General features: G+C 65.4%; 17 protein-coding genes. 5 read left to right on the forward strand and 12 right to left on the reverse strand.

Annotated features, from left to right (window positions below; genetic code table 11):
- Positions 1-9: 9 nt before the first annotated feature.
- The 4 genes from DDZ17_RS04720 to DDZ17_RS04735 all read right to left on the reverse strand — a co-directional run bounded on the left by DDZ17_RS04720 (position 10) and on the right by DDZ17_RS04735 (position 5,351).
- Complete coding sequence (locus DDZ17_RS04720; protein ID WP_157976444.1) at positions 10-516, reverse strand: arsenate reductase/protein-tyrosine-phosphatase family protein; 507 nt, start codon at positions 514-516, stop codon at positions 10-12.
- A complete protein-coding gene (locus DDZ17_RS04725) occupies positions 513-1,274 on the reverse strand; it encodes a S1C family serine protease (protein ID WP_157976445.1) in 762 nt (253 codons plus the stop codon). The genes DDZ17_RS04720 and DDZ17_RS04725 overlap by 4 nt, the downstream gene beginning before the upstream one ends.
- A gap of 100 nt (positions 1,275-1,374) precedes the next feature.
- On the reverse strand, positions 1,375-4,155 hold the full coding sequence (gene prsT, locus DDZ17_RS04730) for an XrtA/PEP-CTERM system TPR-repeat protein PrsT (protein WP_116364754.1): 2,781 nt from the start codon (positions 4,153-4,155) through the stop codon (positions 1,375-1,377).
- Between the two features lie 287 nt (positions 4,156-4,442).
- Positions 4,443-5,351, reverse strand: coding sequence for a THxN family PEP-CTERM protein (locus DDZ17_RS04735; RefSeq protein WP_116364755.1), 909 nt, complete (start codon positions 5,349-5,351; stop codon positions 4,443-4,445).
- A 445-nt stretch (positions 5,352-5,796) separates the two neighbouring features.
- Between DDZ17_RS04735 and DDZ17_RS04740 the strand changes: the two genes are divergently transcribed.
- Together DDZ17_RS04740 and DDZ17_RS04745 are read left to right on the forward strand one after the other, a co-directional pair.
- Positions 5,797-6,360 carry a PEP-CTERM sorting domain-containing protein gene (locus tag DDZ17_RS04740; protein WP_116364756.1) on the forward strand — a complete coding sequence of 188 codons (564 nt, stop codon included), beginning with the start codon at positions 5,797-5,799 and terminating at the stop codon, positions 6,358-6,360.
- A gap of 251 nt (positions 6,361-6,611) precedes the next feature.
- On the forward strand, positions 6,612-7,862 hold the full coding sequence (locus DDZ17_RS04745; RefSeq protein ID WP_157976446.1) for an MFS transporter: 1,251 nt from the start codon (positions 6,612-6,614) through the stop codon (positions 7,860-7,862).
- Positions 7,863-7,928: 66 nt separating this feature from the next.
- On the opposite strand, the gene DDZ17_RS04750 is transcribed toward DDZ17_RS04745, so the two are convergent.
- Entirely contained in the window at positions 7,929-10,331 is a 2,403-nt protein-coding gene (locus DDZ17_RS04750) for an acyl-CoA dehydrogenase (protein WP_116364758.1), read from the reverse strand.
- A gap of 212 nt (positions 10,332-10,543) precedes the next feature.
- Here DDZ17_RS04750 and DDZ17_RS04755 point away from each other — a divergent pair, with 212 nt between their 5' ends.
- Positions 10,544-11,002 carry an Hsp20 family protein gene (locus DDZ17_RS04755; RefSeq protein WP_116364759.1) on the forward strand — a complete coding sequence of 153 codons (459 nt, stop codon included), beginning with the start codon at positions 10,544-10,546 and terminating at the stop codon, positions 11,000-11,002.
- Between the two features lie 147 nt (positions 11,003-11,149).
- Here the strand turns inward: DDZ17_RS04755 and DDZ17_RS04760 are convergent, their stop codons facing one another.
- On the reverse strand, positions 11,150-12,919 hold the full coding sequence (locus tag DDZ17_RS04760; protein WP_116364760.1) for an amidohydrolase: 1,770 nt from the start codon (positions 12,917-12,919) through the stop codon (positions 11,150-11,152).
- 280 nt (positions 12,920-13,199) lie between these two features.
- Between DDZ17_RS04760 and DDZ17_RS04765 the strand changes: the two genes are divergently transcribed.
- Positions 13,200-15,059, forward strand: a complete 1,860-nt coding sequence (locus DDZ17_RS04765; protein ID WP_116364761.1) for a DUF1631 family protein — start codon at positions 13,200-13,202, stop codon at positions 15,057-15,059.
- Positions 15,040-15,435 carry a PilZ domain-containing protein gene (locus tag DDZ17_RS04770; RefSeq protein ID WP_116364762.1) on the forward strand — a complete coding sequence of 132 codons (396 nt, stop codon included), beginning with the start codon at positions 15,040-15,042 and terminating at the stop codon, positions 15,433-15,435. Before DDZ17_RS04765 ends, DDZ17_RS04770 begins: the two co-directional genes overlap by 20 nt.
- An 18-nt stretch (positions 15,436-15,453) precedes the next feature.
- Here DDZ17_RS04770 and DDZ17_RS04775 read toward each other — a convergent pair whose 3' ends face one another.
- The 6 genes from DDZ17_RS04775 to DDZ17_RS04800 all read right to left on the reverse strand — a co-directional run bounded on the left by DDZ17_RS04775 (position 15,454) and on the right by DDZ17_RS04800 (position 24,247).
- Positions 15,454-16,653, reverse strand: a complete 1,200-nt coding sequence (locus tag DDZ17_RS04775) for a cytochrome P450 (protein ID WP_116364763.1) — start codon at positions 16,651-16,653, stop codon at positions 15,454-15,456.
- Positions 16,654-16,662: 9 nt separating this feature from the next.
- On the reverse strand, positions 16,663-16,902 hold the full coding sequence (locus tag DDZ17_RS04780; RefSeq protein WP_116364764.1) for a DUF1244 domain-containing protein: 240 nt from the start codon (positions 16,900-16,902) through the stop codon (positions 16,663-16,665).
- A 91-nt stretch (positions 16,903-16,993) separates the two neighbouring features.
- On the reverse strand, positions 16,994-18,145 hold the full coding sequence (locus DDZ17_RS04785; protein WP_157976447.1) for a helix-turn-helix transcriptional regulator: 1,152 nt from the start codon (positions 18,143-18,145) through the stop codon (positions 16,994-16,996).
- A 69-nt stretch (positions 18,146-18,214) separates the two neighbouring features.
- Positions 18,215-19,006 carry an SDR family oxidoreductase gene (locus DDZ17_RS04790; protein WP_116364766.1) on the reverse strand — a complete coding sequence of 264 codons (792 nt, stop codon included), beginning with the start codon at positions 19,004-19,006 and terminating at the stop codon, positions 18,215-18,217.
- 175 nt (positions 19,007-19,181) lie between these two features.
- Entirely contained in the window at positions 19,182-21,026 is a 1,845-nt protein-coding gene (locus DDZ17_RS04795) for a ShlB/FhaC/HecB family hemolysin secretion/activation protein (protein ID WP_116364767.1), read from the reverse strand.
- Complete coding sequence (locus tag DDZ17_RS04800) at positions 21,008-24,247, reverse strand: two-partner secretion domain-containing protein (protein WP_157976448.1); 3,240 nt, start codon at positions 24,245-24,247, stop codon at positions 21,008-21,010. Before DDZ17_RS04800 ends, DDZ17_RS04795 begins: the two co-directional genes overlap by 19 nt.
- Positions 24,248-24,257: the final 10 nt, after the last annotated feature.

The raw sequence follows: 24,257 nt of genomic DNA on the forward strand, positions 1-24,257 counted from the left end.
CGGGCAGGCTCAGTCCAGCGCCTGTTGCAGGCGGTCGGCCAGGGCGCCCACCAGCGGCCGCAGCAGGTCGTAAACCCGGGTAAAACCCGCCTCCGGGCCAAAGTAAGGATCCGGGATGTCGGCCAGCGACGCCCCCAACTGCTCAGGCGCCACTACCCGGTCCTGGAAATCTTCCGGCGCGCGGCTGCGCAGCCTGGCGGCCACCCGCCCATCCAGCCCCACAATCAGGCGGTAGCGCTGGAAATCACCGGCATCCACCGCGCGCGATGTCACGCGCTTGATGGGCACGCCCTTTTGGGCCAGCACCTTCTTGGCACGCGGATCCATGGCCCGCCCGATCACTGCCACCTCAACCCCCGCCGAAGCAACCCTGACCCGCCGCTGCAGTTGCCGCTGGCGAAGCGCATCGGCCAGCATCAACTGCGCCATGGGCGACCGGCACAGGTTGGCCCGGCACACCACCAGCACCTCGCACTCGGGGGCGCGCCCAAGGCCCACCATGTCGGCAAGTCTCACGGACTGGCATCCGGCAACAGGCTATGCAGGTAAGTCACCGGAATGGCGAAGGACATGCCCACCAGTTCCATCTTCTTGCTGAAGGCCGCGCGCCGGGTCAGGGCGCCAACGATAACGCCGATGACCTGCCCCGTCTCCACGTCGATAACGGCGCTGCCGCTGTGCCCCGGCAGCACGGTGGCGTCCATCTGGTAGATCAGAAAGCCGTCCCGCAGGGCGCGAATCTGGGCGGCGGTGAGCTTCTCGCCGCCGCGAATGGGCTCCGCCGCCGGCGCAATGGCGGAGATGTAGCCAAAGTGGGTGATGGGGTAGGCGCCGGTGGTCATGCCCGCCGGGTAGCCGGAAAATGCCACCGCCGTGCCCACCGGGCGGTGCCGGCCATCGGCCAGCGACAGGGCCGGCAGCGGCTCGCCAGACACACGCAACACGGCCAGGTCGTGCTCTACATCCCGGTACAACACCAGCGCCGGGCGGGCCTGCACCCGCTCGCCATCGCCGGTGAAGATCACCAGCCGCTCCCGGGCGCTTTCTATCTGGTCGACAACATGGGCGCTGGTGACAATGCGGGAGCCCGGGGCAATCACAAAGCCCGAGCCGAGAAACCGCCCCGCCGGCTGGCCGCCGTGGCCCGAGGGTTTGTTGGACAGGGTGCCAACCCCCACCGCCGCGGCCGCTGTGGTGCGCACGGTGTCGATGCGCCCGCCAGCTGTGGCAAGCGGCGCCTGGCACAGCGTTGTACACAGTACCAGCCACAGCACCTTCCACCGCACCTTCCGCAGTACCTTCCACCGCAACCTACCCAGCAGCAGCGCATTGACGGCGGGCCAGGCGCGCTCGCTTACCCTGCCCAGACGCATGCTAGGGTGCCGTGTCAATTTCCCTGAGCAAGGCTTCTGCCGCATCGCGCTCGGCAAAGTCGGGGTGGTTGTCCAGCAACTGGCGCAGGTTTTCAAGCGCCTCGCCCTGGGCCTTGGCCGCATTGGCGATTACAGCGCCGTGGTAAAGAAACTCCGGATTGTCGGGGTGGCTGCGCACCAGCTCGCGAATCACCCGGCGCGCCTGGTCGTGATCGCCACTGGCAGAGAGCACCATGGCCAGCGTGTCCTGCACGGTGGGTGCGCGGTTGCTGGCCTCGCTGGCGCGCTCGATGTAGGCCAGGGCCCGGGCGGAGTCGCTGTCCTTGAGCATCCAGGCCAGGTTGTTGAGAGCAATGATGTTGTCCGGGTCCTGCTCCAGCACGGTGGCATACTCGGCCACCGCCGTGTCCTCCTTGCCGGATTCAAGGTATTTGGCCGCCAGGGCCAGCCGCGCCGGAATGTCCTGCTCACGCTGCGCCACCCAGGTTTCCAGCAATTCCATGGCGCTTGCCGATTGCCCCAGCGCTTCGTACTGGCGCTGCAGGTTGAGCACGCTGAAGGTATCAGGCCGCTGCTCGAACAGTGCCTGCAGGATATCCAGGGCCGCCTGCTCGTCGCCGGCCAGTTTAGCCCTGCCGGCCAGCATCAGCTGGGTTCTGGCATCGTCCGGCGCCAGCCGCTGCAGGGCCTCAATCTGCTGCTCCAACAGCGGTAACTGCTGGGTCTCCATGGCGTAGCGGCCAAGGCTGACCCGGGCATCCACGTCATCCGGTGCCAGTTCCACCAGCTGCTCCAGTTGGGCCTGCATCTTGTTCAGGTCGCCCTTGCCCTCGTAGGCCCGGGCCATCAGGCGGTAATCCACCGCGCTGCCCTGCCCGGACTGCAGCACCGGCTGCATCTGGGCCAGCGCATCGTCAAAGCGGCGCAGCTCCATCAGGGCCCGGGCGTTCAGCCGGCGTACCGTGGCGGAATCCGCCGTCTCCGCCGGCAAGCCGGTGAAGGCCACCGCCACCTTTTCGGGCTGGCTGGTGGCCAGGTAGGTACGGGCCAGAATAATGCGCGGCTGGGCGTTGTCCGGGTGGGCGGCAATGGCACGCTCCAGGTAGGTAGTCATCTGCGCCTGGTTCTCGGACACCCCTTCCAGCGCGGCCAGCGCCAGCAGTGTGCCCAGGGGATCTTCATGTACTTTGAGCACTTCGAGGTAGTGCCCCCGGGCGGCGTCGATGTCACCATCGCCAAAGGCCAGCGCCGCCAGCTGGTGGCGGGCGGCGGGGTAACCGGGCTCCAGTTCTACGGCCCGCATAAACTCGTCCCGCGCCTGCTCACGCTTGCCATCGGCCAGCAGCACCTGCCCGATCATGGCGTGGCCATAGGGCTCCTTCGGGTTGCGCGCCTGGTAGTCGCGGGCGGCGGCCAGGGCGCCGTCGATATCCCCTTCCCGCAGGCGGGTTGCCACCAGCAGGGTATCGCCGCTGGAGGATTCCGGGTCCAGCGCGATGGCTTCGCCCACCAGCTGCTCGGCCTCGGCATCGCGACCGGTGCTGGCATAGCCCGCCCCCAGCCGCACCCGGGCCGAGGCGGAATCCGGTTGCATCTCGGCCACCTGCGACAGGATGCCAATGGCCTCGTCGGCGCGCTGCTGGGCCACCAGGGCATTGGCCAGGGTATTCATCACCTCCACATCGTTGGGGTTTTGCGCCAGCAGCTCGCGGGCCAGCGCTTCGGCCTCTGCCGCCTTGCCGTGGCGCACCCAAAGGGAGGCAATCAGGCGCTGGCCGGTGGTGTTCTCGGGCACCAGGGCGTAAAACTCCTGGGCGTAGCGGTAAGCCTTGTCCTGCTCGCCCAGTTGCAGGTTGGCCATGGCCAGCAGCAACAGCGTGTTGGGCAGTTTGAATTTATCGGCTTCGGCAATCAGCAGGGCCGAGTTGGCCGCCTCGAACTGCTTCTGGTTGACCCGCAGCAGGCCCAGAGCGTAGTTCACGGCGGTGCTCTGGGGCACGTGCTTCAACAGCCAATCGATGTCGTCCTCGGCGGCATCCAGGTCACCGCTGCTGATATAGGTGAAGGCGCGCTGCAAGCGGTACTCCAGGTTGCGCGGCGCCAGTTCAACCGCCTTGCTGTAGCTTTCCAGCGCGCGCGCCTGCTGCCCGGCGCTATTGGCCAGGGCCGCGCCCAGGCCCCAGGCGCGCGCATCGGCGGCGTCGCTTGCCAGCAGCGGCGCCAGGGTTTCGCTGGCCGCTGCCATATCGCCAGAGGCGGCCAGATTGCGCGCCTTGGCATAACGCAGGTAGGTGGAATCGGGGGCGATCTTCTCGGCCTGGGCCAACAGGGCCGCGGCGCGCTCTGTCTCGCCCTGGCTGGTGTAGGCCAGGGCCTTGGCGGTGGTGACCGCCGCGCGCTCTCTGTCCGAAAGGCCCTGCACTTCAATATCCAGCAACGCGTCGGTGCGCCCGAGCTGTTCCCAGGCCTTGGCCAGCATGGACACCAGTTCATCGCGGCCCTCGGGGCTGGATGATTGCACGCGTTCCAGTTCTTTCTCCGCCGACAGCAGGTCGCCCGTCTCGAAGTAGACCTTGCCCAGCAGGTAGCGGGCATCCCAGTTGCTGCCATTTTGCTGCAGTGCGTTCTTCAGCAGAATGATCGCTTCCGGGCTTTCACCCGCGGCCACCGCGCTCCTGGCCTGGGCCAGGTAATCCGCATCCGAGGTGGCGTCCGAGCAGCCCTGCAACACCGCTGCCAGCGACAGGCAAGCCAGCCAGTTCCTGTATGAGAAATCCTTCATCGCCCGTGTACTCCTTGTTTTCTGACGGCTGTTTTCTGACGGCAGCTTTCTGACGGCAGCTGTTAATCGGCTCAACTCACTCTAATGTATCCCGTACGGGGGGCAAACCGCCGCGGTGCGCTGCAGCGTGCGCTGGTTCACAGAAGGTGAGGAATGTCGATAACCGTGTGCTGGAGTATAGACCGCCGCCACACCTGCCGACCGGGGCCTGAAAAAAGAAATCCCCCGACAGCAGCTGCCGGAGGATTGAGTGGGTAGTACGCGGGGCATTACCCGCGCGACACGCCTCAGTGGGCGCGACGCCGACGCCAGCCGATCAGGGCAAGGCCACTCAGGCCAAAGCCGAACAGGGCAAGAATGGAAGGCTCCGGCACCCGGGCGGTCAGGTTCACCAGGAACTGGAACTCGTTCAGGCCACCTTCAGGGGTGAGCAGGCCCACGCAGCCGGTTGCGCCAGCGCCGAGGACGGCTTCACAGGCTTCGTCGGGCAGCACATCCAGCGGGGAGCCGTCAGCCTGGGAGACGAAGAAGTTATAGAAATACCCGTTGAAGAAAAAGCTGGTATCCAGCGGGCCTGCGCCCTGCACGACAAAGGCATCCTGGCAGGGGTTGCCACCACCGGCTTCACAGGGCACCGCGTCGTTGTCGGTTTCCAGGAAGTTGATGGTCTGGGTGCCACTGGTCGGGAAGACCCCGGCCGGGCCGGCACCAGCCGCAGGCTGCATGAAGTAGAGGGTATCCAGGAAGGCTTGCACCAGGGTATTGCCATTCACCACATTATTCTGGTGCTGGTACAGCGTGGCCGAGGCGGAACCCTCCCAGAAGCCCGGGGCAGTGTTGTTCAGCAGCAGCTGGGTAGCGCTGCCGTCGGCCCCCATGCCCGCTAGGGCGGTGGTACCCACATTGGGGTTTACAATGTTGATAAAGCTCTGGCTGCTGCTCCCGGGAGGCCACAGCAGGGTGGCATCACCGGCCAGCGGGCCGGCAGTAATCGGGTTGGCCGCATCGGCCGCGCCGCCACCTTCGACGGTTCCGCCGGTCCAGGCCGCGAACAATGCCCAGTCCCACAGGGTAATTGGCGCGGCGGCAACGCTGCCACTGAACAACATGGCCACACCCAGGCCCAAGCCCTTGAGGGCGGTGCCAAGGCCAGGTGAGCCGCGATTTTGCCTGTCTTGCTTGTGTAGAAGTGTCATTTCTCTATCCTCCACCTGGCTGCCAGGTGCTGTCAGTACCGTTCATTCCGTGATCAGTCAACAACCATCAAGCGGTGATCGCTGCTTGCAGTCAGAGGGGTGCAAAGCCAGTGCCAATCCCGAAAAATCCCCGTTTCTCAATAGCTTAAAATTTGATCAATTGATAGTTACAAGGCAATTGTAAAAATGGCTGACAGGGTAGGCGGCTTCTCGCGCCTGCCGCCCAGCACGGATAAACAACCGAAAAAGTGCGACGCAGTTCACTGTCGGAGAAATTTACAAAGTCGCCAGAGAGCCAAAGAATCATCGCCAGCTAATTTCCAAAATTTTTGTGAATTCAATAGCTTAACGTTTCTGGCACGATGCCTGCTTTGCATTCTGCGAGCCAGCCGGCTACGCACGTCGGGACTCAACCTAGAAACAACAATCCCATGGGGGACTCGCAATGAAAAAACTGCTTCAACAACTCACTCTGGCTGTTGGCGTGATTTTTGGTGCTTCGGCCAATGCGGCTGTGATCACTGACACCATCACCTTCGGCCCGGATTACATCGGCTACGGTGAAACCTTCAGCTATAGCCACGACCTGAGCGGCCAGTTCCTGCTGGGCACTGCAACCTCCGGCACGCTGACTATCAGCCTCACTGATGACAACTCAGTACCCGGCGGCTTTGCCGGCCTGCTCGAAGCTGCCTTTGAATTCATCGGCACCGACCTGGCTACGGTTGTGGTGGAGCTGTTTGATTTTGACACTGGCGCTGCTGGCATCCCGGTTTCTCCCGGTGGTTCGCTGTTCGCTCCCAACCTGGATACTGCAGCGCTGCTCGCACTGAACGCTGACGGTATTCTGAATATTGACGTCCGGGGCTTCCTGGGTGCTGATGACCTCTACATCAACAGCTCCAGCCTGAGCATCGTTGCCGATGTACCGGTTCCCGCCACCCTGGCACTGATGGGCCTCGGCCTGCTGGGCTTTGGTGTCGCCAGCCGTCGCAAGCAGCGCGCCTGATGCACCCTGGCTGAGCGCCCCTGCCGGCGCTCAGCAACCTGATCACAAAAAGCGGCTCCGATGGCCGCTTTTTTGTTGCCCCCAGCCTTTGCCGGCCCTGCCTGCCCCCCCGCACCGGCCACCGACATACACATTTCTGAACCACGGTAAGGTTTTACCCTCCCGCACCGGGAAAGCCACACGTACTGGACTATGGCAGGGCGATGGCTGGGCTATAGTGCCCCTTCCAAAACAACCTGATGGAGTGGTTCATGTTCTACGGCTGGCGCATTGTCGGGGGCGTATTTCTCGCCCAGCTTTTTGTCACGGGGTTTATGACCTATTCCTTCGGCTCCTTCATGGTGCCGCTGCAGGAGACCTTTGGCGCCACCCGGGCCCAGGTTAACCTCGGCATGACCATTGCCACCCTCACGGGGCTGATTATTTCCCCGATCCTGGGGGCCATGACCGACCGCTTCCCGGCCCGCCTGCTGATGGCGGCCGGCACGCTGATTTTCTGCGGCGGCCTGTACGGCATGTCGCTGAGCCAGAGTATCTGGCAGTTCGTCACGCTGTTTGGCATTTCCATGAGCTTCTCGGCCCTGCTGCTGGGGCCGCTGGTGGGTTCCACCGTGATCTCGCGCTGGTTCAACCGCGCCCGGGGCAAGGCGCTGGGCATTGCGGCGGTGGGTACGTCGGTGGGCGGCCTGGTGCTGCCGGTGGTACTGGGGCAGTGGATTGCCGAGGACGGCTGGCGCAGCGCCCTGGAAAACCTGGCCCTGATCGCCCTGGTGATGCTGCTGCCGCTCCTGCTGCTGGTGATGCGCAGCTACCCGTCGGACCTCGGCCTTCACCCGGATGGGCAGGCGCCCGATGGCAGCGCGCCCCAGGCGCCTCCCGCCATCGGCCTCAAGGACATCATTCGCCACCCGGCCTACTGGAGCATCGGGCTTACCATCGGCCTGCTGTTCAGCGTCTATTCGGCCCTGATGGCCAACCTGGTGCCCTATGCCCAGGGCACCGGCATCAGCCTGGAAGCCGCCGGCGCCCTGATGACGGTGATTGCGGGCTCGGGCCTGGTGGGCAAGATTCTGTTTGGCATGGCAGCCGATCGCATCAGCCTGCGACTGGGCCTGTGGATTGCCATCGGCCTGGTGCTGGTGGGGCTACTGATCCTGCAGACTGAGCCCAGCTACCCCCTGAGTGTGCTCGCCTGTATCAGCATTGGCCTCGCTGCCGGTGGCATGCTGCCGGTGTGGGGCGCCCTGCTGGCGGTGATCTTCGGTGTAGCCAGTTACGGCCGGGTGATGGGGTTGATGAACCCGCTGATCACCCTACTGGTGATGCCGGGCTTTGTGATTACCGGTCATCTCTACGACCAGAGCGGCCACTACCACGGCGCTTTCTGGCTCTACTGCGGCGTGCTGGTGGTGGCAGCGGCCATTCTCGGGCGCCTGAAGATGCCTTCACCTGAAGGCGCGCCCGCGTCCGCCACTGCTGCCGCCACAACCGCTACCGACTAACGCTATCCACTAGCACGATTAACCAGGCCCGGGCAGCGCCCGGGCCTGCACTGGCCGTCGCGGCGGCTACAGCGATTCGAAATCGTCCGTCAGCAGGCAGTCAAAGCGCAGGGCGTCGTACTGGCGAATGCCGGCGGCGGCTTCTTCGCTGATCACCTCCTCGGCCACCGCGTCCGCCAGGGCGCTGTCCAGATCCTCCCCGGCCACCTTGCCCTTGCGCCAGGCCCGCTGGAAACGCTGGAAGGGGCCGTCCACCTGCAGCAGGGTCTGGTAGGTGCGCTCCACCCGGCCCACGGCGTCGTCGGCATCCTGGGGCAGATAGATGCGCCCGGCCAGCAGGCTGCGCACCGGGTTGGGCTCCATGATCATGTCCCCCAGGCGGCGCAGCTGTTCGTCGCTGGGGCCCTTGTGAATGCGCCCCAGCGGGAAGCAGGCCAGGCGGAATGCGCAGCCCAGCGCGCGCACCGGGAAGTTCTCCAGGAACCCCAGCAGGGCGGTCTGCGCTTTAAAAAGCGCCTGCGCCAGGGCCACGTCAATGTGCAAATCCAGCGCTTCGCTCGGCGCCTCGTGCTCGCGGAACTTGAGCAGGCTACAGGCGATGAACAACTGGCTGTGCACATCCCCCAGGCGGGCCGAGAGCATCTCCCGCCGCTTGAGGGCGCCGCCCAGCACGCCTAAAGCAACATCGGCACACACCGCCAGCGCCGCACTCATGTGATTGATGTGCTGGTACCAGCGCCGGCTGAAGTCGTCGCAGCCTTCTGGCACCGGGCTAAAGCGGGAGCCGCTGAAGCCGAACAGCTTGAGGCGGGTGATGTTGCTGAACACATGGCCCAGGTGGGACAGCAGCAGCTCGTCGAAGGCGCGCAGGCCGGCCTCGCTGTCGCTGGCCTGCAGGGTCTGCATCTCGTCGAACAAGTAGGGGTGGCAGCGCAGGGCGCCCTGGCCGAAGATCATCAGCGAGCGGGTGAGGATGTTGGCCCCCTCCACGGTGATGGCCACCGGCACGCCGCGATAGGCAAAGGCCATGAAGTTGCGCGGACCCAACTGGATGGCGCGGCCGGATACCACGTCCATACCGTGATTGACGCTGGTGCGCATCAGTTCGGTGGCGTGGTATTTGGCCATGGCGGTCACCACCGAGGGCGCTCCGTCCTGCAGGCCGCGGGTCACCAGCTCGCGCATGGCTTCCAGGGTCACCGCCGTGGCGGCGATGTCGGCGGTGGCCTCCTGCACGCCCTCGAACTTGCCCACCTCCAGATTGAACTGGCGGCGGATACGGGCGTAGGCCCCCACCGTGAGGTAGTTCATTTCGCCGCTGGCGGTGGCCAGCGAAGGCAGGGAGATGCCCCGCCCTACCCCCAGGCACTCGATCAGCATGCGCCAACCGCGGCCGGCCATTTCCGGCCCGCCGATGATCCAGTCCAGCGGAATGAATACGTCGCGGCCAATAATCGGCCCGTTCATGAACGGTGTGCCGGGGTTGTGGCGGGTGCCAATCTGCACCCCTTCGGTGTCGGCCGGCAGCAGGGCACAGGTAATGCCGTAGTCCTCCTTTTCCGGGTCGCCCATCAGGCCCTCGGGGTCGCGCAGCTTGAAGGCCAGCCCCACCACGGTGGCAATGGGGGCCAGGGTAATCCAGCGCTTGCGGAAGTTGAGCCGCAGGCCGATGACCTCCTCGCCTTTGAAGGTGCCGCGGCACACCACGCCAGTATCAGGGATCGCCCCGGCGTCGGAGCCCACCTCCGGCCCGGTGAGGCCAAAGCAGGGGATTTCCTCCCCCTTGGCCAGGCCCGGCAACCAGCGCTGCTTCTGCTCGTCGGTGCCATACTTCATCAGCAGTTCACCGGGGCCCAGGGAGTTGGGCACCATGGCGGTCACCGCCCCGGTAATGGAGCGGCTGGCGATTTTGCTCATCACCCGGCTCTGGGCGTAGGGGCTGAAGGCGCGGCCGCCGTATTCCTCGGGAATGATCAGGCCGAAGAAGCCCTGCTCCTTGAGGTAGGTCCAGGTGGCCTCGTTCAGGTCCTGCTGCTGGTAGACCTCCCACTCGTCGATCATCCCGCAGAGGGTCTCCACCTCGTTGTCGAGGAAGGATTGTTCCGCCTCGCTCAGCTGCGGCGGGTCGATGGCCTGGAAGCGGCGCCAGTCGGGGCGCCCGGAGAACAGGTCTTTCTCCCACCAGGTGGTGCCGGCCTCCAGGGCCTCCCGCTCAGTATCACTCATGGGCGGCATGGCCTTTTGCAGCAGGCCGTAAACCGGGCGCGACAGCCACTGCTGGCGCAGCGGGGTGTAGTTGAGCACCACCGCGCCGGCCAACAGGGGCCAGAACAGCCACCACATGCCACCGGCAAACAGGGCCAGCACGAATACCGTCAGCAGAAGCAGTACCGAGCCTGCCAACAGGCTCACCCGGTAGTACAGCAGGGCCGTCAGCACGGCGATGAACAGGATCAGGGCCACCAACATCGAAACCTCCAGGCAGAAACCGGTTCGGAAACTCACCTCCCACTTTGGCACATTTTTGTTGCCGGTGCGCTCCTGTTGACGTTCCCCTTGAAGCTCCTCTTGAAATTTCCGGGCCCGACCCTATCTCTTTCCCTGCCCCCGGCGTGTCTGACTCAGAGCGCCGGCCGGGCAGACATCAACGACGACGTGTTGCTTCTATTGGAGAATATGTGATGAATACTATCGATCTGACCCCCTTGTACCGCAATAGCATCGGCTTCGACCGCATGGCCAACCTGCTGGATGCCGCCTTCCGCAGCGACGCCGCCGGCAGTGGTTATCCGCCCTACAATATCGAGTCGCTGGACGAGTCCCGCTACGCCATTACCCTGGCGGTGGCCGGTTTTACCGAAGGTGACCTGGAAATCAATGTAGAGGGCGGCCTGCTCACCGTGAGCGGGCGCAAGCAGGAGGAAGGCGAGCGCAAGTACCTGCACCGCGGCATTGCCAACCGCGCCTTCGAGCGCAAGTTCAACCTGGCAGAGCACATTGAGGTGACCGGTGCAAAACTGGCCAACGGCCTGCTGACCATCGACCTGGTGAAGGAAATCCCCGAGGCGATGAAGCCCCGCCGGATCAGCATTGGCAGCGATGCGCTGGAGCATCAACGCGATACCAGCCACGCGGCCTGAATCCCGCGACTGATCAGGGGCCTGGGTGCTAGTTGATGGGTGATACCGGGCCACGCTGAACAACCCCCAACACAGGGCCTGGCATTGCGCCGGGCCCTGCCTGTGCGCATGTGAAGGTGCGCTTGGCGTGCCTGCATGTGGTTCGCGCTAATCGTGCGCGCCCGAGCGGGCGGCATCGAACACCACCTTGCCATCCACCACCGTCATCTGCACCTTCGCCTTGTGAATGGCATAAGTGTCTATCTCGAACAGGTTGTCGCTGAGCACGACAAAGTCCGCCTGCTTGCCGGCTTGCAACGAACCCACCTGGTCCTCCAGGCGCAACTGGTAAGCGGCATCCAGGGTATAGGCGCGAATGGCCTGCTCCAGGGTAATGCGCTCCGACAGCGGCGGCTGCACCTTGAAGTCCGCATCGCCCGCGGGCTGGCGCGTCATCGCCATCTCGATATTGAACAGGGGGTTGAGCCCGTCCAGGCCAATCCAGCTGGCCGGGTAATCGGTACCCAGGGTGATGCGGCCACCACCGGCGGCAATCGAGCGCAGGGGATAGAAGTGCTGCAGGCGATCCTTGCCGAGAAATTCCTCGGCCACATCATCGTAGACGTACCAACTCGGTGTGGACTGGGCGATGACATCCAGTTTGCCAAAGCGCTGCACATCCGCCGGGGCGACAATCTGCAAATGGCAAAGCGTGATGCGCACATCCGCATCGGGCAGTTCGGTGCGCACCTGCTCGGCAAGGTCCAGCCCCATGCGCACGGCGGCGTCGCCAAGGGTGTGCAGGTGCAGGTCGACCCCGGCAGCGGCGGCGGCCAGTATCACCGACTCGGCCTTCTCGGCGGACACCAGTGAATCACCCCGGTGCCCCGGCGGCGTGATGTAGGGCTCCAGCAGGTAGGCCGTCTTGGCCTCCACGGTGCCATCCAGCGACACTTTTAACATGCGCAGGTCAAAAAACTCCGAGTGGAAGCGCTCGTTCAGCCCGGCCAGGGTGGTCAGGGCGCTGTCCAGCTTGGCGTCGGTATTGGTGTAGAGGGAGCCGACAATGCGCAACGGCAGGCGATCCTCGGCCACCAGCTCCTCCATTAGCGCAAAGGTGGCCTCACCGCCATCCACCATGCCGGCGTCGAAGGCGGCGGTGATGCCCATCGACGACATGGTGCCAAGGAAGGACGCAGCCCCGCGGGCCAGATTGGCGGCGTTCACCACCCCCAGCTTTTCGCTGATCCAGTTGAAGGCGCCGCCCTCGATCAGCCAGCCGGTGGGCTGGCCGTCGTCATAGCGCTTGTAGTAGTGCCGGCCGGGCACCGGGTCTGGCGTATCGGCGGTAAGGCCCACTGCCGCCATGGCTTTGCTATTGACCCAGGCGGTGTGAAAGCCTTCGTCAAACAACATCACCGGCCGGTCGGGCACCACCTCGTCCAGCATTTTTGCGGTCGGCCCCTGCTCGCCAAAGGCTGCGCCCAGAAAGCCGTAGCCCACCAGGGGGGTCTGCTGGGGGTTGGCCCTGGCGTACTCGGCCACCGCCGCCAGCACCTGCTCCGGGTTCATGTCCGGGCTCAGCGACACGGCGTACACCCAGGGAAAGGTATCTCCCACATGGATATGGGTATCAATAAAGCCCGGCAGCACCAGCCTGCCACCCAGGTCCACGGTCTCGGTGCCGGCATCCACCCTGGCCAGGGCATCAGCGTCGCTGCCGACGAAGGTGAGGGTATCGCCATCGAGCACCATGGCCTCGGCCCAGGGCTGGGCCTCGTCCTGGGTGTAAATGCGGCCGTTGTAGAGCAACTTGTCGGCTGCCGCACTGTACAGCGGCAGCGCCAGGGCGGCGCAGCCCAGCAGCGCGACCCAGCGGCCGGGCCACCGTATCAACGGCTGCGCGCGGCCCGTGGGTTGGTTGTCATGTGGGTTCATAGGTTCTCTCGCTATTTTCATCCCGAACATTATCGTCGTCCCGAACAGCATCAATGGGTGGTTATCCCCATAATCTGTGGACAATCCTGTGAGTTAAACAGGGGCAAGTTTGCCCAGGGCAACAACCACCACCCCTCGCGGCGCCTGCTTAAATCCTGAGCAGCCCCGCAGGGGATACTGCACCAAGGCGCCGGTGGCCGCCATCCTCATGCTTCCTGTATCATCGGCCCCTCATTTTTGCCTCCCCTTCGCCTGTGCCTGACGCCCAGCCTGTCGCCAGATGAACGCCCTCAGTGCCAACGACCTGCCGCTGCCCGCGAATCTCCCGGTGGCCACCTCGGACCTTGCGGCACTGACCCAATCCGCCTTTCGCAACTGGCTGGACAGCGTGGATGTGGCAACCAGCGTCAAAACGCCCCTTGCCCTGCTGGAGCCCACTGCCCTGGCCCTGGCCGAGTCGGACCAGGGCTTTCTGGCACCCGGGCACCACCCGCTGCACCGCCTGCTCGACTGGGCCGGCGTAGCCTTTGCCGGGGTGGACGATACCACCGCCCCGGGGCGCACTGCGCTGTCGATTCTGCAGGCCCTGTGCCGGATGCTGCACGCCGACAGCGACGCCCGGCACAAACTCTCCAGCGCATTGCGCGTATCCCAGGACCGCCTGCAGCGGCTGGCCGGCGACTTCCAGCGCGGCGCCGACGAGGCCTGCCAGCGCGTCAACCGCCAGTCGCGCCAACAGCTGGCCTCGCAGCAGGTGGCCGAACAGCTGAACCACCACCTGTGCACACCGCTGCCGGCAGCGGTGGCGACCTTTCTGGCAGGCCCCTGGCATGCCTGCGGCAGCACAACACTGGCAAGCCGGGGCCGCACCAGCGAGCTCTGGCGGCTATTCACCGCCACCACCGAACGCCTGGTGCGCGTTGCCAGCGCTGGCGAAATGACCCAGGCCCGGCGCCGGCAGGCGCTGGAGCTCGCCAGCGCGCTGCCGCGTATCATCGAGCGCCTTGGCGACATTGACAGCGCTGCTGACCCGAACCTCATCCAGGCCCTGTTCGGGGTGGAGCAGGTGTTACTGCAGATTGCCCGGGGCGTTGAACCGGTTGCGCAGGACAACCCACCGCTGCCCGATGGCTCGCCCGCTGCCGCCGGCGCCGCCGAGTATTTTCACTCCCTCAATACCTGGTATCGCTGCACAGAGGGAGCCACGCCCCAGCGCCTGCGCCTGGGCGCGGTGGATATCGCGCAAGACCGCCTGTGGTTTTACCGCTTCGATGGCGAGCGGCAACTGGACATCACCTCCCTCAATGCCCAAAGGCTGTTCGAGCATGGGCAGCTGGCGCCGGTGGCCACCCGCCACGCCGCCTTCAGCCTGGCCCTGGCCGCAGCCGCCGGCATCGCCACCAGCGACGACTACCGCCGGGTGTTTGGCGTGCCGCCACGGCGGGTGCAGGAACAGCAACAGCAGGCGCAGGCCCGGCAACGCCAGGATGCCCAGGCGGCCAGGGTCCGGGAGCAGGAACAGCAGGCCGCCCGGCAGGCGCAGCAGCGGGAACAGGCCGAAGCAGCCATGCAGGCCGAGGCAGCGCGCCAGGAGGCGCAGGTGATCGCCTACCGCAAGCGCTTTGAAGCCCGGGCGCGGGCCGCCATTGCCGAACAGCGCCGGCGCCGCGAGGCCCGCGAAGCAGGCCAGCCATTGGACGAGGCAGCCCCGCAGCCAACCGCCAAGCACGACCAAGACCTTGCCGCCTACCGCGAACACCGCAAGCATTTTTACGCGCAGGCACTACCCGCCGCCGAGGCCGCCGCCAGTCTGACGACAGAGGCCCTGCAAACTCCCGACCACGCTAGCTCCCACGCCAGCCCCCACGCATCCGCCAGCGAACCGGTGATGCGCCCCGCTGAACAGGCCGCCGAAGCCGTCAAGGCCACCCTTGGCACCTGGTATGCATTCCACGACAGCCGCACTCCCCTGCTGGCGAAACTGGCGGGATTCGAGCAGGGCTCCGGGCAATTCCTGTTCACCAACCGCCAGGGGCACCTGATCCGCAAGCTGCTACTATCAGAATTGACAGAACTGATAGACGGCGGCCAGGTTGCCGCCGTGGACATGGTGTTCCTCAATGTCGGACCTGGACATTAACACCCCGGCGACAGAGCGACGTCACCTGCGACTACCGGTGGCGGCCACCGTCTTTATCGATGTCGAAGGCCCCGCCGCGCCGGGAGCCGAGCCCGCCGTTGACGTATGCTCGGCACAGGATGTTTCCCGGGGCGGGTTACGGATCACCCTGGGGCGCGCCCTGCAGCCCGACCAGCTGGTGCAGCTGGCGGTGCGACTGGAACACCAGGATGCCGAGGCGCCCGTGTTCCTGGTCGGGCAGGTGGTGTGGTGTCGAGCGGATGCCGCTGCACCCGGCAGTTTCTGCGCCGGTATTCGCTTTCTTGACGTTGCCCAGACCGAGTACCAGCGCTGGCACGATCTACTCACCGAAGAAGAAACCCGCGGCGCCAACTAGGCGATAAAGCCGCGATACTCAATAACGCAGCGGCAATACCGGCGGGCCGCGCAGCACCGTGCCGCAGGGCCGGGCGGCTTCCTCGTTCGCCAGGCTCAGCTGCGGCAGCTCCTGCAACAGGGTATCGAGCACCACGCGCAACTGGCGCCGGGCCAGGTGCATGCCCGGGCACAGGCGCGGGCCGGGGCCAAAACTGAGCAGGGTGCGACTGGTGTCGCGGGTGGGGTCGTAGTGATCCGGCGACGCGAACACCGCCGGGTCGCGGTTGGCCCCGGCAATGGCAAACAGGCAGAAGCTGCCGGCGGGAATCTCCACCCCCGCAAAACTCACCGCCTGCTCCGCCGATACCCGTGGCAAAATGGCCACCGGCGACTCCAGCCGCAGCACTTCCTCGATGGCGCCCGCGCGCAGGGCGGGCTGTTCCCGCAGTTGCTGCCAGCGCTCCCGCTGGCTGAGCAAGAGGTACAGCAGGTTGCCCAGCGCATCCACGGTGGTGCTGGCCCCGGCGGTAAACAGCAGGCGAATGTGCGACAGCACTTCCTCATCGGTGAGGTACTGCCCATCCACATCGGTGTGCAGCAGGGCAGAGATAACATCCTCCTGCGGCTGCGAGCGGCGCTCGGCCAGCAGGGGCAGCAGGTAATCGGTGATGTCCCGGGCGCACTGGGCGGCGTGTTGAGGATCGCTGGTAAACGCCAGAAAGCCGCTGGCCCAGCCACGAAAGGCCTCTTCCCGGGCCAGCGGGATACCCAGCATGCGGCTGATCACCATGAAGGGATAGCGGTGGCTGAAGTGGTGGGCAAAATCCCCGCCACCGGGGGGCAGCTGCGCCAGTAACTCCCGCGCCAGGGCCGCCAGCCCCTCCACTTCCATGCGCGCCACCGCGGTGGAGCGAAAGGCCGGGGTGGCCAGGCGACGATACAGGCGGTGCTCATCGTCCTCCATGGTCTGGAAGGTGAGGCCCTGCACCGGCTCGATGGTGCGCCGGTAGGCCTCGGCAGGCGGAAAGCGCGGATTGTCGCGAAAGGCGGCGGCCAGTGCGCTATGGCCGCTGATCAGGTAGGCGGTCTGGCCGGCATAGCGGGTGAGAGTCAGCGGCCCGCGCTGGCGGCAGTCCGCCAGCCAGCGATGGAAGGTGGCACCGGGCAGGGTGGCCTGGGCGAGATCCTCCACCCCCGGCGCGGCGGCAGGGGCTTGCACGGCAACAGGGGCTTGCACGACAGTGCCCTACTTCTGGTGCTTGGCCTTCCATTCCTCGTAGGGCATGCCGTACACCCGCTCCCGGGCGGTGTCGTAATCCATGTCCAGGCCCTCTTCCTCGGCGGCGGCCATGTACCACTTGGCCAGGCAGTTGCGGCAAAAGCCGGCCAGTTCCATCAGCTCGATATTTTGCACATCCTTGCGGCTGTCCAGGTGTTCCAGCAGGCGGCGAAACGCGCCTGCCTCAATGTTGTTGATGTTGGACACGGCGGTTCTCCTTTTTAACGTCTTTATTTGCGTCTTCTTATTCGGCTTGCGGGCGGCGAGTGGCTATTGCTGTCTATCTGGGCTATCCAGGCTAATCACCCATGTGGGCCACGCTCCGCAGGATCAACTGTACCAGACGGGTCTGGCGTGTCACCCCGGTTTTGGAGAACACCGCGCTGAGGTGCGATTTGCCGGTGTTGCGGGAAATATTGAGTTGTTCGCAGGCCTCGTCCAGGGTGGCGCCGTTGGCCAGCAGCAGGGCCAGGTTGGCCTCGGCGCGGGTGAAGCCGAACAGGGTCATCAGCACCGCCTGGGGCGCCTCGCGGGGCTGGCTGGGGTCGGAGATGAAAATCGCCACCGAGGGGTTGCGGCTGCCATCCGGCGCCGCCACCAGCGGCAGCGGGCGCAATAACACGCCGGCACCGGGTGTTTGTGGCCCGGACAGACGCAGGGCCCGAATGAACGCCGGCTCCCCGCGCAGATGGGCCTGCATCACTTCTTCCAGGCAGGCGCGAAAGGCCTGGTTGTCGGCACGGTCGGCCAGCCGCAGCTGGCCGTTTTCCGACTGCATCCAGCGCCCCTCCCCCAGCAAGCGCTCGGCGGCCCGGTTGCTGTGGCGTATGCGGGCGCTCTGGTCGAGGATAATGGCCGCCACCGCCATGCGGTCCACCGCGTTGGCAAACAGGGAGCGTTCGCTCTCCACCCGGGCAATGCGCGCCTGCAGGCGAATGGTTTGCTGGATATGCGGCAACAGTTGCTGGCACAGGGCGCGCTCGGCGCTGGAGAAGTTGTCTTTCTCCTCCACCCGGGCAAAACGCAGGCGGGCACTGTTGCCGAGGTCGTCGCCGAGGTCCGCCCCCATCAGGTGCCGCACCCCGGTGCCCTTCACGTACTGCTGGTAGTAGTCCGATGCGTAGTACTCATCGGGCGCCATGAACTCATCCATGGTGTAGACCTCTCCCGCCGGCAGATTGACGAAGGGGTCCATGGCGAAGTAACTCTCGTTGTAGGAATCAAAAATGGCGGAGGACAGCACCACCGAATTGATCACCACCCCGGCATCGCCGGCCTTGGGCGCGCGCAGGATCAGGGTGACAAAGTCCGCCCCCAGAGCCTGCCCCAGCAAACGCAGGAATTCCTGCCACGGCGGGTCCGCCACTGGCCCCCGGGACAGGGCCAGCAGCAGTTCGTTCATGGCAGCGGAAATCTGGTAGTCGCGGGGCACCGGCAACAACTCGTGCAAAAAACGCATTGTCCGGTGAGCAGGGAGCGGGGTCAACGCGGTGCGGCCGGTGCCACACCGCGCTGCGGGTCAGACCGGCATGTACTCCCCGCCGTTCACATCCAGCCCGGCGCCGGTCACGGATGCGGCGTAGTCCGAGGCCAAAAAGATCGCCGCCTTGGCGCAATCGGCATCGTCGGGGATGCTGCCCAGCGGAATGCTGCGGCAAACCTCGGCGATCATCTCCTCCTTGCTGCGGCCGGTTTCAGCTACCTGCCAGTCGAAGTAGCCCTCCACCGAGGGACCCCACATCCAGCCCATGTGGGCGCTGTTGACGCGGATATTGTCCTTGCCCAGCTCCAGCGCCAGGTGCTTGGTGGCATTGCGCAGCGCCGATTTGGTGCTGCCGTAACCGCCCTGGGTCGCCAACGGCTTGTGCTCCACCATGGTGGCAATCATCACGATGGCGCCGCCACCGGCCTTGCGCATGGCGGGAATACAGGCCTGGGTGAGCTGCATGGTGCCAAAGAAGTTCACTTCCATGCTGCGCCGCCAGCCGTCTAGGTCGGCCACGTCGATGGGCTCGAAGCTGCCCGGATCGTAGGCGCTGTTGAACAGCACATCAATGCGGCCGAACGCCTCTTCGGTTTTTGCCGCCAGGTTGCGGCAGTGATCCACGTTGCTGATATCGGTGGGTACCTTCAGCACTTTGGTGCCAAGGCCCAATTCGGCAATTTCCTGCTCGGCGATGTCCAGCTTGGCTTCGGTGCGCGCTGCAAGCACCACAGCGGCGGCGCCCTCCTTGGCGGCCAGGGTGGACAGTTCCTGCCCAAGCCCGGGCCCGATCCCGGAGACGATCACGACTTTGTCTTTCAACAGCATTGGCTAGCTCCTCAGTTGTTATGTTGTTGCAGTGAGCTTAAAGACTGCCAGCAGGCCGCGGCCGCGGCACCACCCGAAAGGGCGAGACGGGCAGAGAAAACGCTCTGGTATAGAGGTTTGAATCAGCCCGGCCCCCTCCAACCCCACCCGCAGCCGGCGGGGCTGGCAGTGGCCGCTACCAGAGGGGCCAGTTCACCCCGAAGGCGATGTGAAAGCCTTCATCCTGCAGGTCTTTTTCGGGGGGCGGCGGCACGTCGTCATCGGCAATGCGCTCACCGTAGTACAGGCTGAAGAAGGTATGGGCGCTCGGCAGCCAGCGCAGGCCCAGGCCAATGCTGCTGATTTCCGCCGGGCTGTGGGTGGACAGCTTGTCGTCGTAGTCCCAGCTGCGGCCGTAGTCCACAAAGGGAATGGCGGTGAGGTTCCAGCGGCTGACACCGGCGTCATTGGTGAACAGGGGAATGCGCCACTCCAGGGAGGCGCTCACGCCGCTGTCGCGAACCAGCTGGTTTTCTCGAAAGCCACGCACCGAGTACACCCCGCCAATGGCCACTTTCTCTACCGACAGCAGGGGGTCGAAGGCCTGCTGCCACACGCTGCTGAACACCAGCTGGCTGTGCAGCCAGGGCATGCGGCGGGCGTATTGGAACTGGGTCAGCAGGGCGGTAAAGCTACTCTCGGGAATGCGCGCGCCGGTATCGAGCTGGCGGCTTGGGGCATCGTCCGGGATGGTGGTGGCCCCAAACCAGTCCAGGCCGTAGCGCACGCTGCTGCGCAGGGCCAGCACGGCGTTGTCGCTGCGCTCAATCCACTCGGCGCCAATGCTGGCATTGGTGGCGGTGATTTCCCCGTCCCGGGCGCCCAGCGAAAACGAAAAGGGTTTACCCAGCAATGTGGTTTCCGAATGGCTGTAGTTCAGGCCCACAAACATTTCGATGCTGCGCTGAAGCTCATCCACCAGCGGGTGGGTGAGGGAGATGCCCCAGGATTCGGTGTCGCTCTCGATATCCAGCTCGTCAAAGGGCGACTCGACCACTTCCGACTCGCCCCGCCGGTAGCCCACCCACAGCCGGGTATCGCCATCGGTCAGCGGGCGGGTGTAATCGATGTAGAGATCTTTCAACCCCTCGCTGGCGCTGCCGGCAAAGGCCAGGCGGTCAGCCTGCCCGGTCAGGTTCAGGTGCTCCAGGCTCACCACGCCGCGCTCGGCGCCGACGCTGGGCGAGCGGTAGTTATCGGCCGTCAGGGCCAGGCGCAGGGCCTTTTCCTCTTCCAGCTGCAACTGCAGGTCGGCCTCACCCGGTGTCAACCCGGGCACCAAAGACGCATTCACCTTGCGGATCAGCGGGTTGAGCTCCAGGCCCAGCAGGCTGTCCTGCAAGTCGTAAACGTTGAGCGGCTGGCCGACATCGCGGCGCAGGCGGGCCTCCAGCCGCTGCTGGGGATAGCGGCCGTTGGAATCAAGGGCGATGTGCCTGAGCTCGCCTTCGATGGCCTGCATGCGCAGGGTGCCCTGCTCGGGCAGGGGCTGTGGCAACACCACCCCGGAATTCACGTAGCCGGCGTTGTAGTACAGCAGCGATAGCCGCCGCTGCAGTTCGCGCAGCTGCTCCGGGCTGAGCGCCCGGTTGGCAAAGGGTTCGGTGACCGAGGCGATCGCCTGGGCCGGGAACACGGTGTTGCCCTCCACCACAATGTCGCTGACGCGCATGCCGTGAGCGGCCGGCACCGGCTCTTCGGCGGCACCCGCTGGCGGCGCCGGCAGCACCTGCCGGTGTACCGGCGGCCGGGCGGCCTCGGCGTCCACCGTAAAGCCGGGTTCGGCGAAGGGGTCTTCGGCATCGCTGAAGCCACGCCCCACATTGTCGCGGAAGGAGGAAATGGCTGAGCCCGCCGGCGGGTTCTGGGCCAGGGCGGGCGGGCCGGTCAGGGCCAGCAGGCCCAGCGCTCCCGACGCTCCCAACGCTTTCAACACAGCCCGCACCAGCAGGCGCGCCGCAATCAGTTGCGCACGTTGCATGGGGCCTCCTGGCGCAGGGCAATCATGCTGTGGCCGGTTGGGGCACTGGCTCCGGGCCAGGCGCGCGCGCCCGGCGGCGCGCCGGCGGCCTCGCCCGCCGTGCTCATCCCGCTGGTGAGGTAGTCGTCGTAGCGCTCGGCCATGGCGCCCTCCCCGCGCACCACCAGGCTGCTGGCATCCTCGGGATTGATGGCGCAGCGGTCCTGTATCAGGTTGGTGGCATCCAGCAGGGCCACGTCCAGCTCAGCCACCGCCGCGCTGATGTCCTGCTCGGGGGCATTGATTTCCAGGCTTCCAGCATCGCCCAGGGTGGAGGTGACCTGGAAGGTCGACAGCGCGTCGCGCAGGAAGTTGTCGGCATTGATATTGATACGCCCGCCGTTGCCGGCATTGGCGCTGGCCAACAGGGCGCTGTAACGCACCAGCACCAGCTCCGCCGGCGCCAGCGGATCGCCCAGGGTGATGGAGCCGCCGTTGCCGGCGGCGTCGGAGGACTGGGAATCGGCAGTAATCACAACGATGCCCTCAACACTGGGTTCGCCGTCAATCTGGATGTCGCGGCCAAAGATGTTGACGTCGCCGCCACCGCCGTTTTCCGAGGTGCCCTCGACCTTCGCCCTATCGATACGCACCTCATCGGCGCGCAGCAGAATCGTACCGGCGTCGCCGGAGCCGGCGGATATGGTCTGGATAACCGCCCGGTCTTCCAGCAGTAGCGAGCCCTCGGCCACCAGGCTCACATCGCCGGCATCGCTGCTGCCCAGGGCATTGCTGAGCAGCTCTGTGCCGACGCCGGACAGGGCGATGTCGCCGCCACTGATCAGCAGGATGCTGCCGGTGATGCCGGCATCGGTGGTGGCGGATTGCATGGACACATTCTCCACCCGTAGCTGTTCGCCCGCCGTCAGCAACACCTGCCCCGCCGGCGCCAGGCCCACCGAGTTGCTCTGTAACGTGCTGTCGCGCAGGTTCAGTTCGGTGCTGGCGGATACGCTGATCTGCGCCGGCGTATCACTGGGATCGAGAGATAGCGTGGAGGTGCTCAGCACGCTGTCCTGTACCTGCACATTGGCGCCATCGAGCAGGATGAAGCCGGCGGCGGCACCCTGGTCACTGGCCAGGCTGCTGGCAAAGACGTTGGACAGTTCGAGCGAATCCAGTGCCGCCATGGAAATGATGCCTGCCTGGCCGGTATCCACAGAAGCGGTCGAGACGCTGGTCGACAGGGGGGAATCAATGGCGATGCGGCCCGCCTGCAGGATAATGGCCCCTGAGTTACCGGCACCGAGCGTATTGCTGGCCAGATCGTAGGGGGCGCTGATCAGAAGGTCCTGCGCCGCGGACAGCACGATATTGCCACTGTCGCCGGACGATGAGGTAAAGCTGCTGATGCTGCCCCGCAGGGCCCCGTCGGCAATGTCACTCATACGGATATTGCGGCCCGTCAGGGCAATGGTGCCCGCGGCGCCGGTGGCAGCGATATCACTGTCGCTGCTGGAATTAATCTCCAGGCTGCCGCGCAGGTTGAGATCCCCCTGGGCGGTGACAAAGATGTTGCCGCCGTTGAAGGCATTGCTGGTGCCGGTAGCAAGGCGCGACACCCCGTCACCGTCGGCGGCCAGCGTAATGTCGCCGGCGGCATCCAGCAGAATGGATGCGCCGCTACGCCCCTGGCCAATCAAACCGGTCAAGCTGCTGTTGCGCAGTTCCAGGCCGCCAGCACCGGCCTGCAGGCCGATGAAGCGCTCATCCCCCGGGTGAACACCCGCAGACAGCATTTGCACGCCATCACCGTAAATGCGGTTCGCCCGGAGCAGAATATCGCCGGCGGCGCCGCCGGCGGAATTGATACTGCTGATGCCCGACACAACGCCCGGCTGGCCGGTGAGCAACAGTTCATCCTGCACGTTCAGCAGGATGTCCCCCGCCGGTGCAGCGCCAAAGCTGAAGGACTGCAGTTGGCTGTCACTCAGGCTGAAGCGCTGCAGTGGCAACGAGGCGCTGGTGCCAAGCAGGATATTGCCCGGGGCACTGGCACTGCCCTGGCTGAGGACGATGCTGTCGCTCAACATCACCTGCTGGCTGTCGATGCGAATGTCTCCGCCGGCCAACTCACCACTGGCCCCACTCTGCAGCAGGGTATTGCGAAGGGCAGTGCCACTGGTTGCGCGCAGGGTGATCGGCACCGTTTGGGTGGCCGACACCGCATTGATGTAGGTATTGGACATCTCGACACTGTCTGCCAGCAGGGTCAGGCCAACCCGCTCGGCAAAGCCAAAATCGGAAACATCCAGCGGTATGCCGTCGATGCGGATACCGCCCAGCGCCGCTCCCGCCTCGGCGCTTAACACATGCGGCATGGCGGCATCGACCTGCATCACCCCGCCGGCAGCCAGGGCCCCAAGGCCAAGGCTGTTGGCGCGCAGGGACGTGCCCTCTTCAGGCGCCAAACCGGCGCTGGCGCTGAAGGCAGGGCCAATGTCGCCGGAAAGTTGCAGGGCCGGTGTAGCGGGGTCCAGGCTGGTGCCCACCAGGGTCAGGTTGGGTAACAGCACCGGAATATTCGTGTTGTCCGGGTCGGCAATCGCCACCGTAATGCCCCGGGCGGTAACCCCGGCGGGCAAATCCTGCCGGTCGAGAAAGCCAAAGGCTGAAGGTTCTGCCACCGACAGGACCGAGGACAATACCGGCTCGTGGGAATAGAAGCTCTCGCCGTTGGCAAAGCCCAGCCGGTTGGCGGTGGAAAGCACAAAGGTACTCTGGGTATCAAAGAGCGCGCCGTCGCCCACCACAATACCGTTGGGGTTGATCAGCCACAGGGCCGCAGCGGTGGGCACCAGGCTGCTGCCGAGGTCCTGGCGCACCTGCATGCCGCCGTAGATTTCCGTTGCGGTGTTGCCGCTGACCCGCGCAATGATGTGGTTGATGTTGGCGGACTGATGGCTAAAGGTGGCCACCTCGTCGCGGCCCACCCCAAAGGCGGAGAAGCTGTGAAACAGGTTGTTGCCGGCAACCGCACCGTCGCCTTCGCGAATCTCGAACTGGCCGCCCCGCAGGGTGCCCGCCGCGTTGGGGCCGATGCTGCCGTCGAACACGGCATCCGGCCAGGCGCTGTGGGCCCAGGCCGCCGCCAGCAACGGCAGCAGCCGCCCAAGGCCTGCGCGCCGTAGCATCAGGCGCTGTCCCGGCAGCGCAGCGCCCAACGGTTTTCTCTCAGCCATGTCCTGCCTC

Origin of the sequence: Parahaliea mediterranea, from assembly GCF_003402235.1 — a bacterium.
Classification (GTDB): Bacteria; Pseudomonadota; Gammaproteobacteria; order Pseudomonadales; family Halieaceae; genus Parahaliea; species Parahaliea mediterranea.

Excerpts from the sequence above, each read along its gene's own strand:
- DDZ17_RS04790 (WP_116364766.1), bottom strand. The coding sequence starts at position 19,006 with ATGCTGTTGAAAGACAAAGTCGTGATCGTCTCCGGGATCGGGCCCGGG.
- prsT (WP_116364754.1), bottom strand. The coding sequence starts at position 4,155 with ATGAAGGATTTCTCATACAGGAACTGGCTGGCTTGCCTGTCGCTGGCA.
- DDZ17_RS04745 (WP_157976446.1), top strand. The coding sequence starts at position 6,612 with ATGTTCTACGGCTGGCGCATTGTCGGGGGCGTATTTCTCGCCCAGCTT.
- DDZ17_RS04750 (WP_116364758.1), bottom strand. The coding sequence starts at position 10,331 with ATGTTGGTGGCCCTGATCCTGTTCATCGCCGTGCTGACGGCCCTGCTG.
- DDZ17_RS04765 (WP_116364761.1), top strand. The coding sequence starts at position 13,200 with ATGAACGCCCTCAGTGCCAACGACCTGCCGCTGCCCGCGAATCTCCCG.
- DDZ17_RS04800 (WP_157976448.1), bottom strand. The coding sequence starts at position 24,247 with ATGGCTGAGAGAAAACCGTTGGGCGCTGCGCTGCCGGGACAGCGCCTG.
- DDZ17_RS04735 (WP_116364755.1), bottom strand. The coding sequence starts at position 5,351 with ATGACACTTCTACACAAGCAAGACAGGCAAAATCGCGGCTCACCTGGC.
- DDZ17_RS04770 (WP_116364762.1), top strand. The coding sequence starts at position 15,040 with ATGTCGGACCTGGACATTAACACCCCGGCGACAGAGCGACGTCACCTG.
- DDZ17_RS04795 (WP_116364767.1), bottom strand. The coding sequence starts at position 21,026 with ATGCAACGTGCGCAACTGATTGCGGCGCGCCTGCTGGTGCGGGCTGTG.
- DDZ17_RS04755 (WP_116364759.1), top strand. The coding sequence starts at position 10,544 with ATGAATACTATCGATCTGACCCCCTTGTACCGCAATAGCATCGGCTTC.
- DDZ17_RS04760 (WP_116364760.1), bottom strand. The coding sequence starts at position 12,919 with ATGAACCCACATGACAACCAACCCACGGGCCGCGCGCAGCCGTTGATA.
- DDZ17_RS04740 (WP_116364756.1), top strand. The coding sequence starts at position 5,797 with ATGAAAAAACTGCTTCAACAACTCACTCTGGCTGTTGGCGTGATTTTT.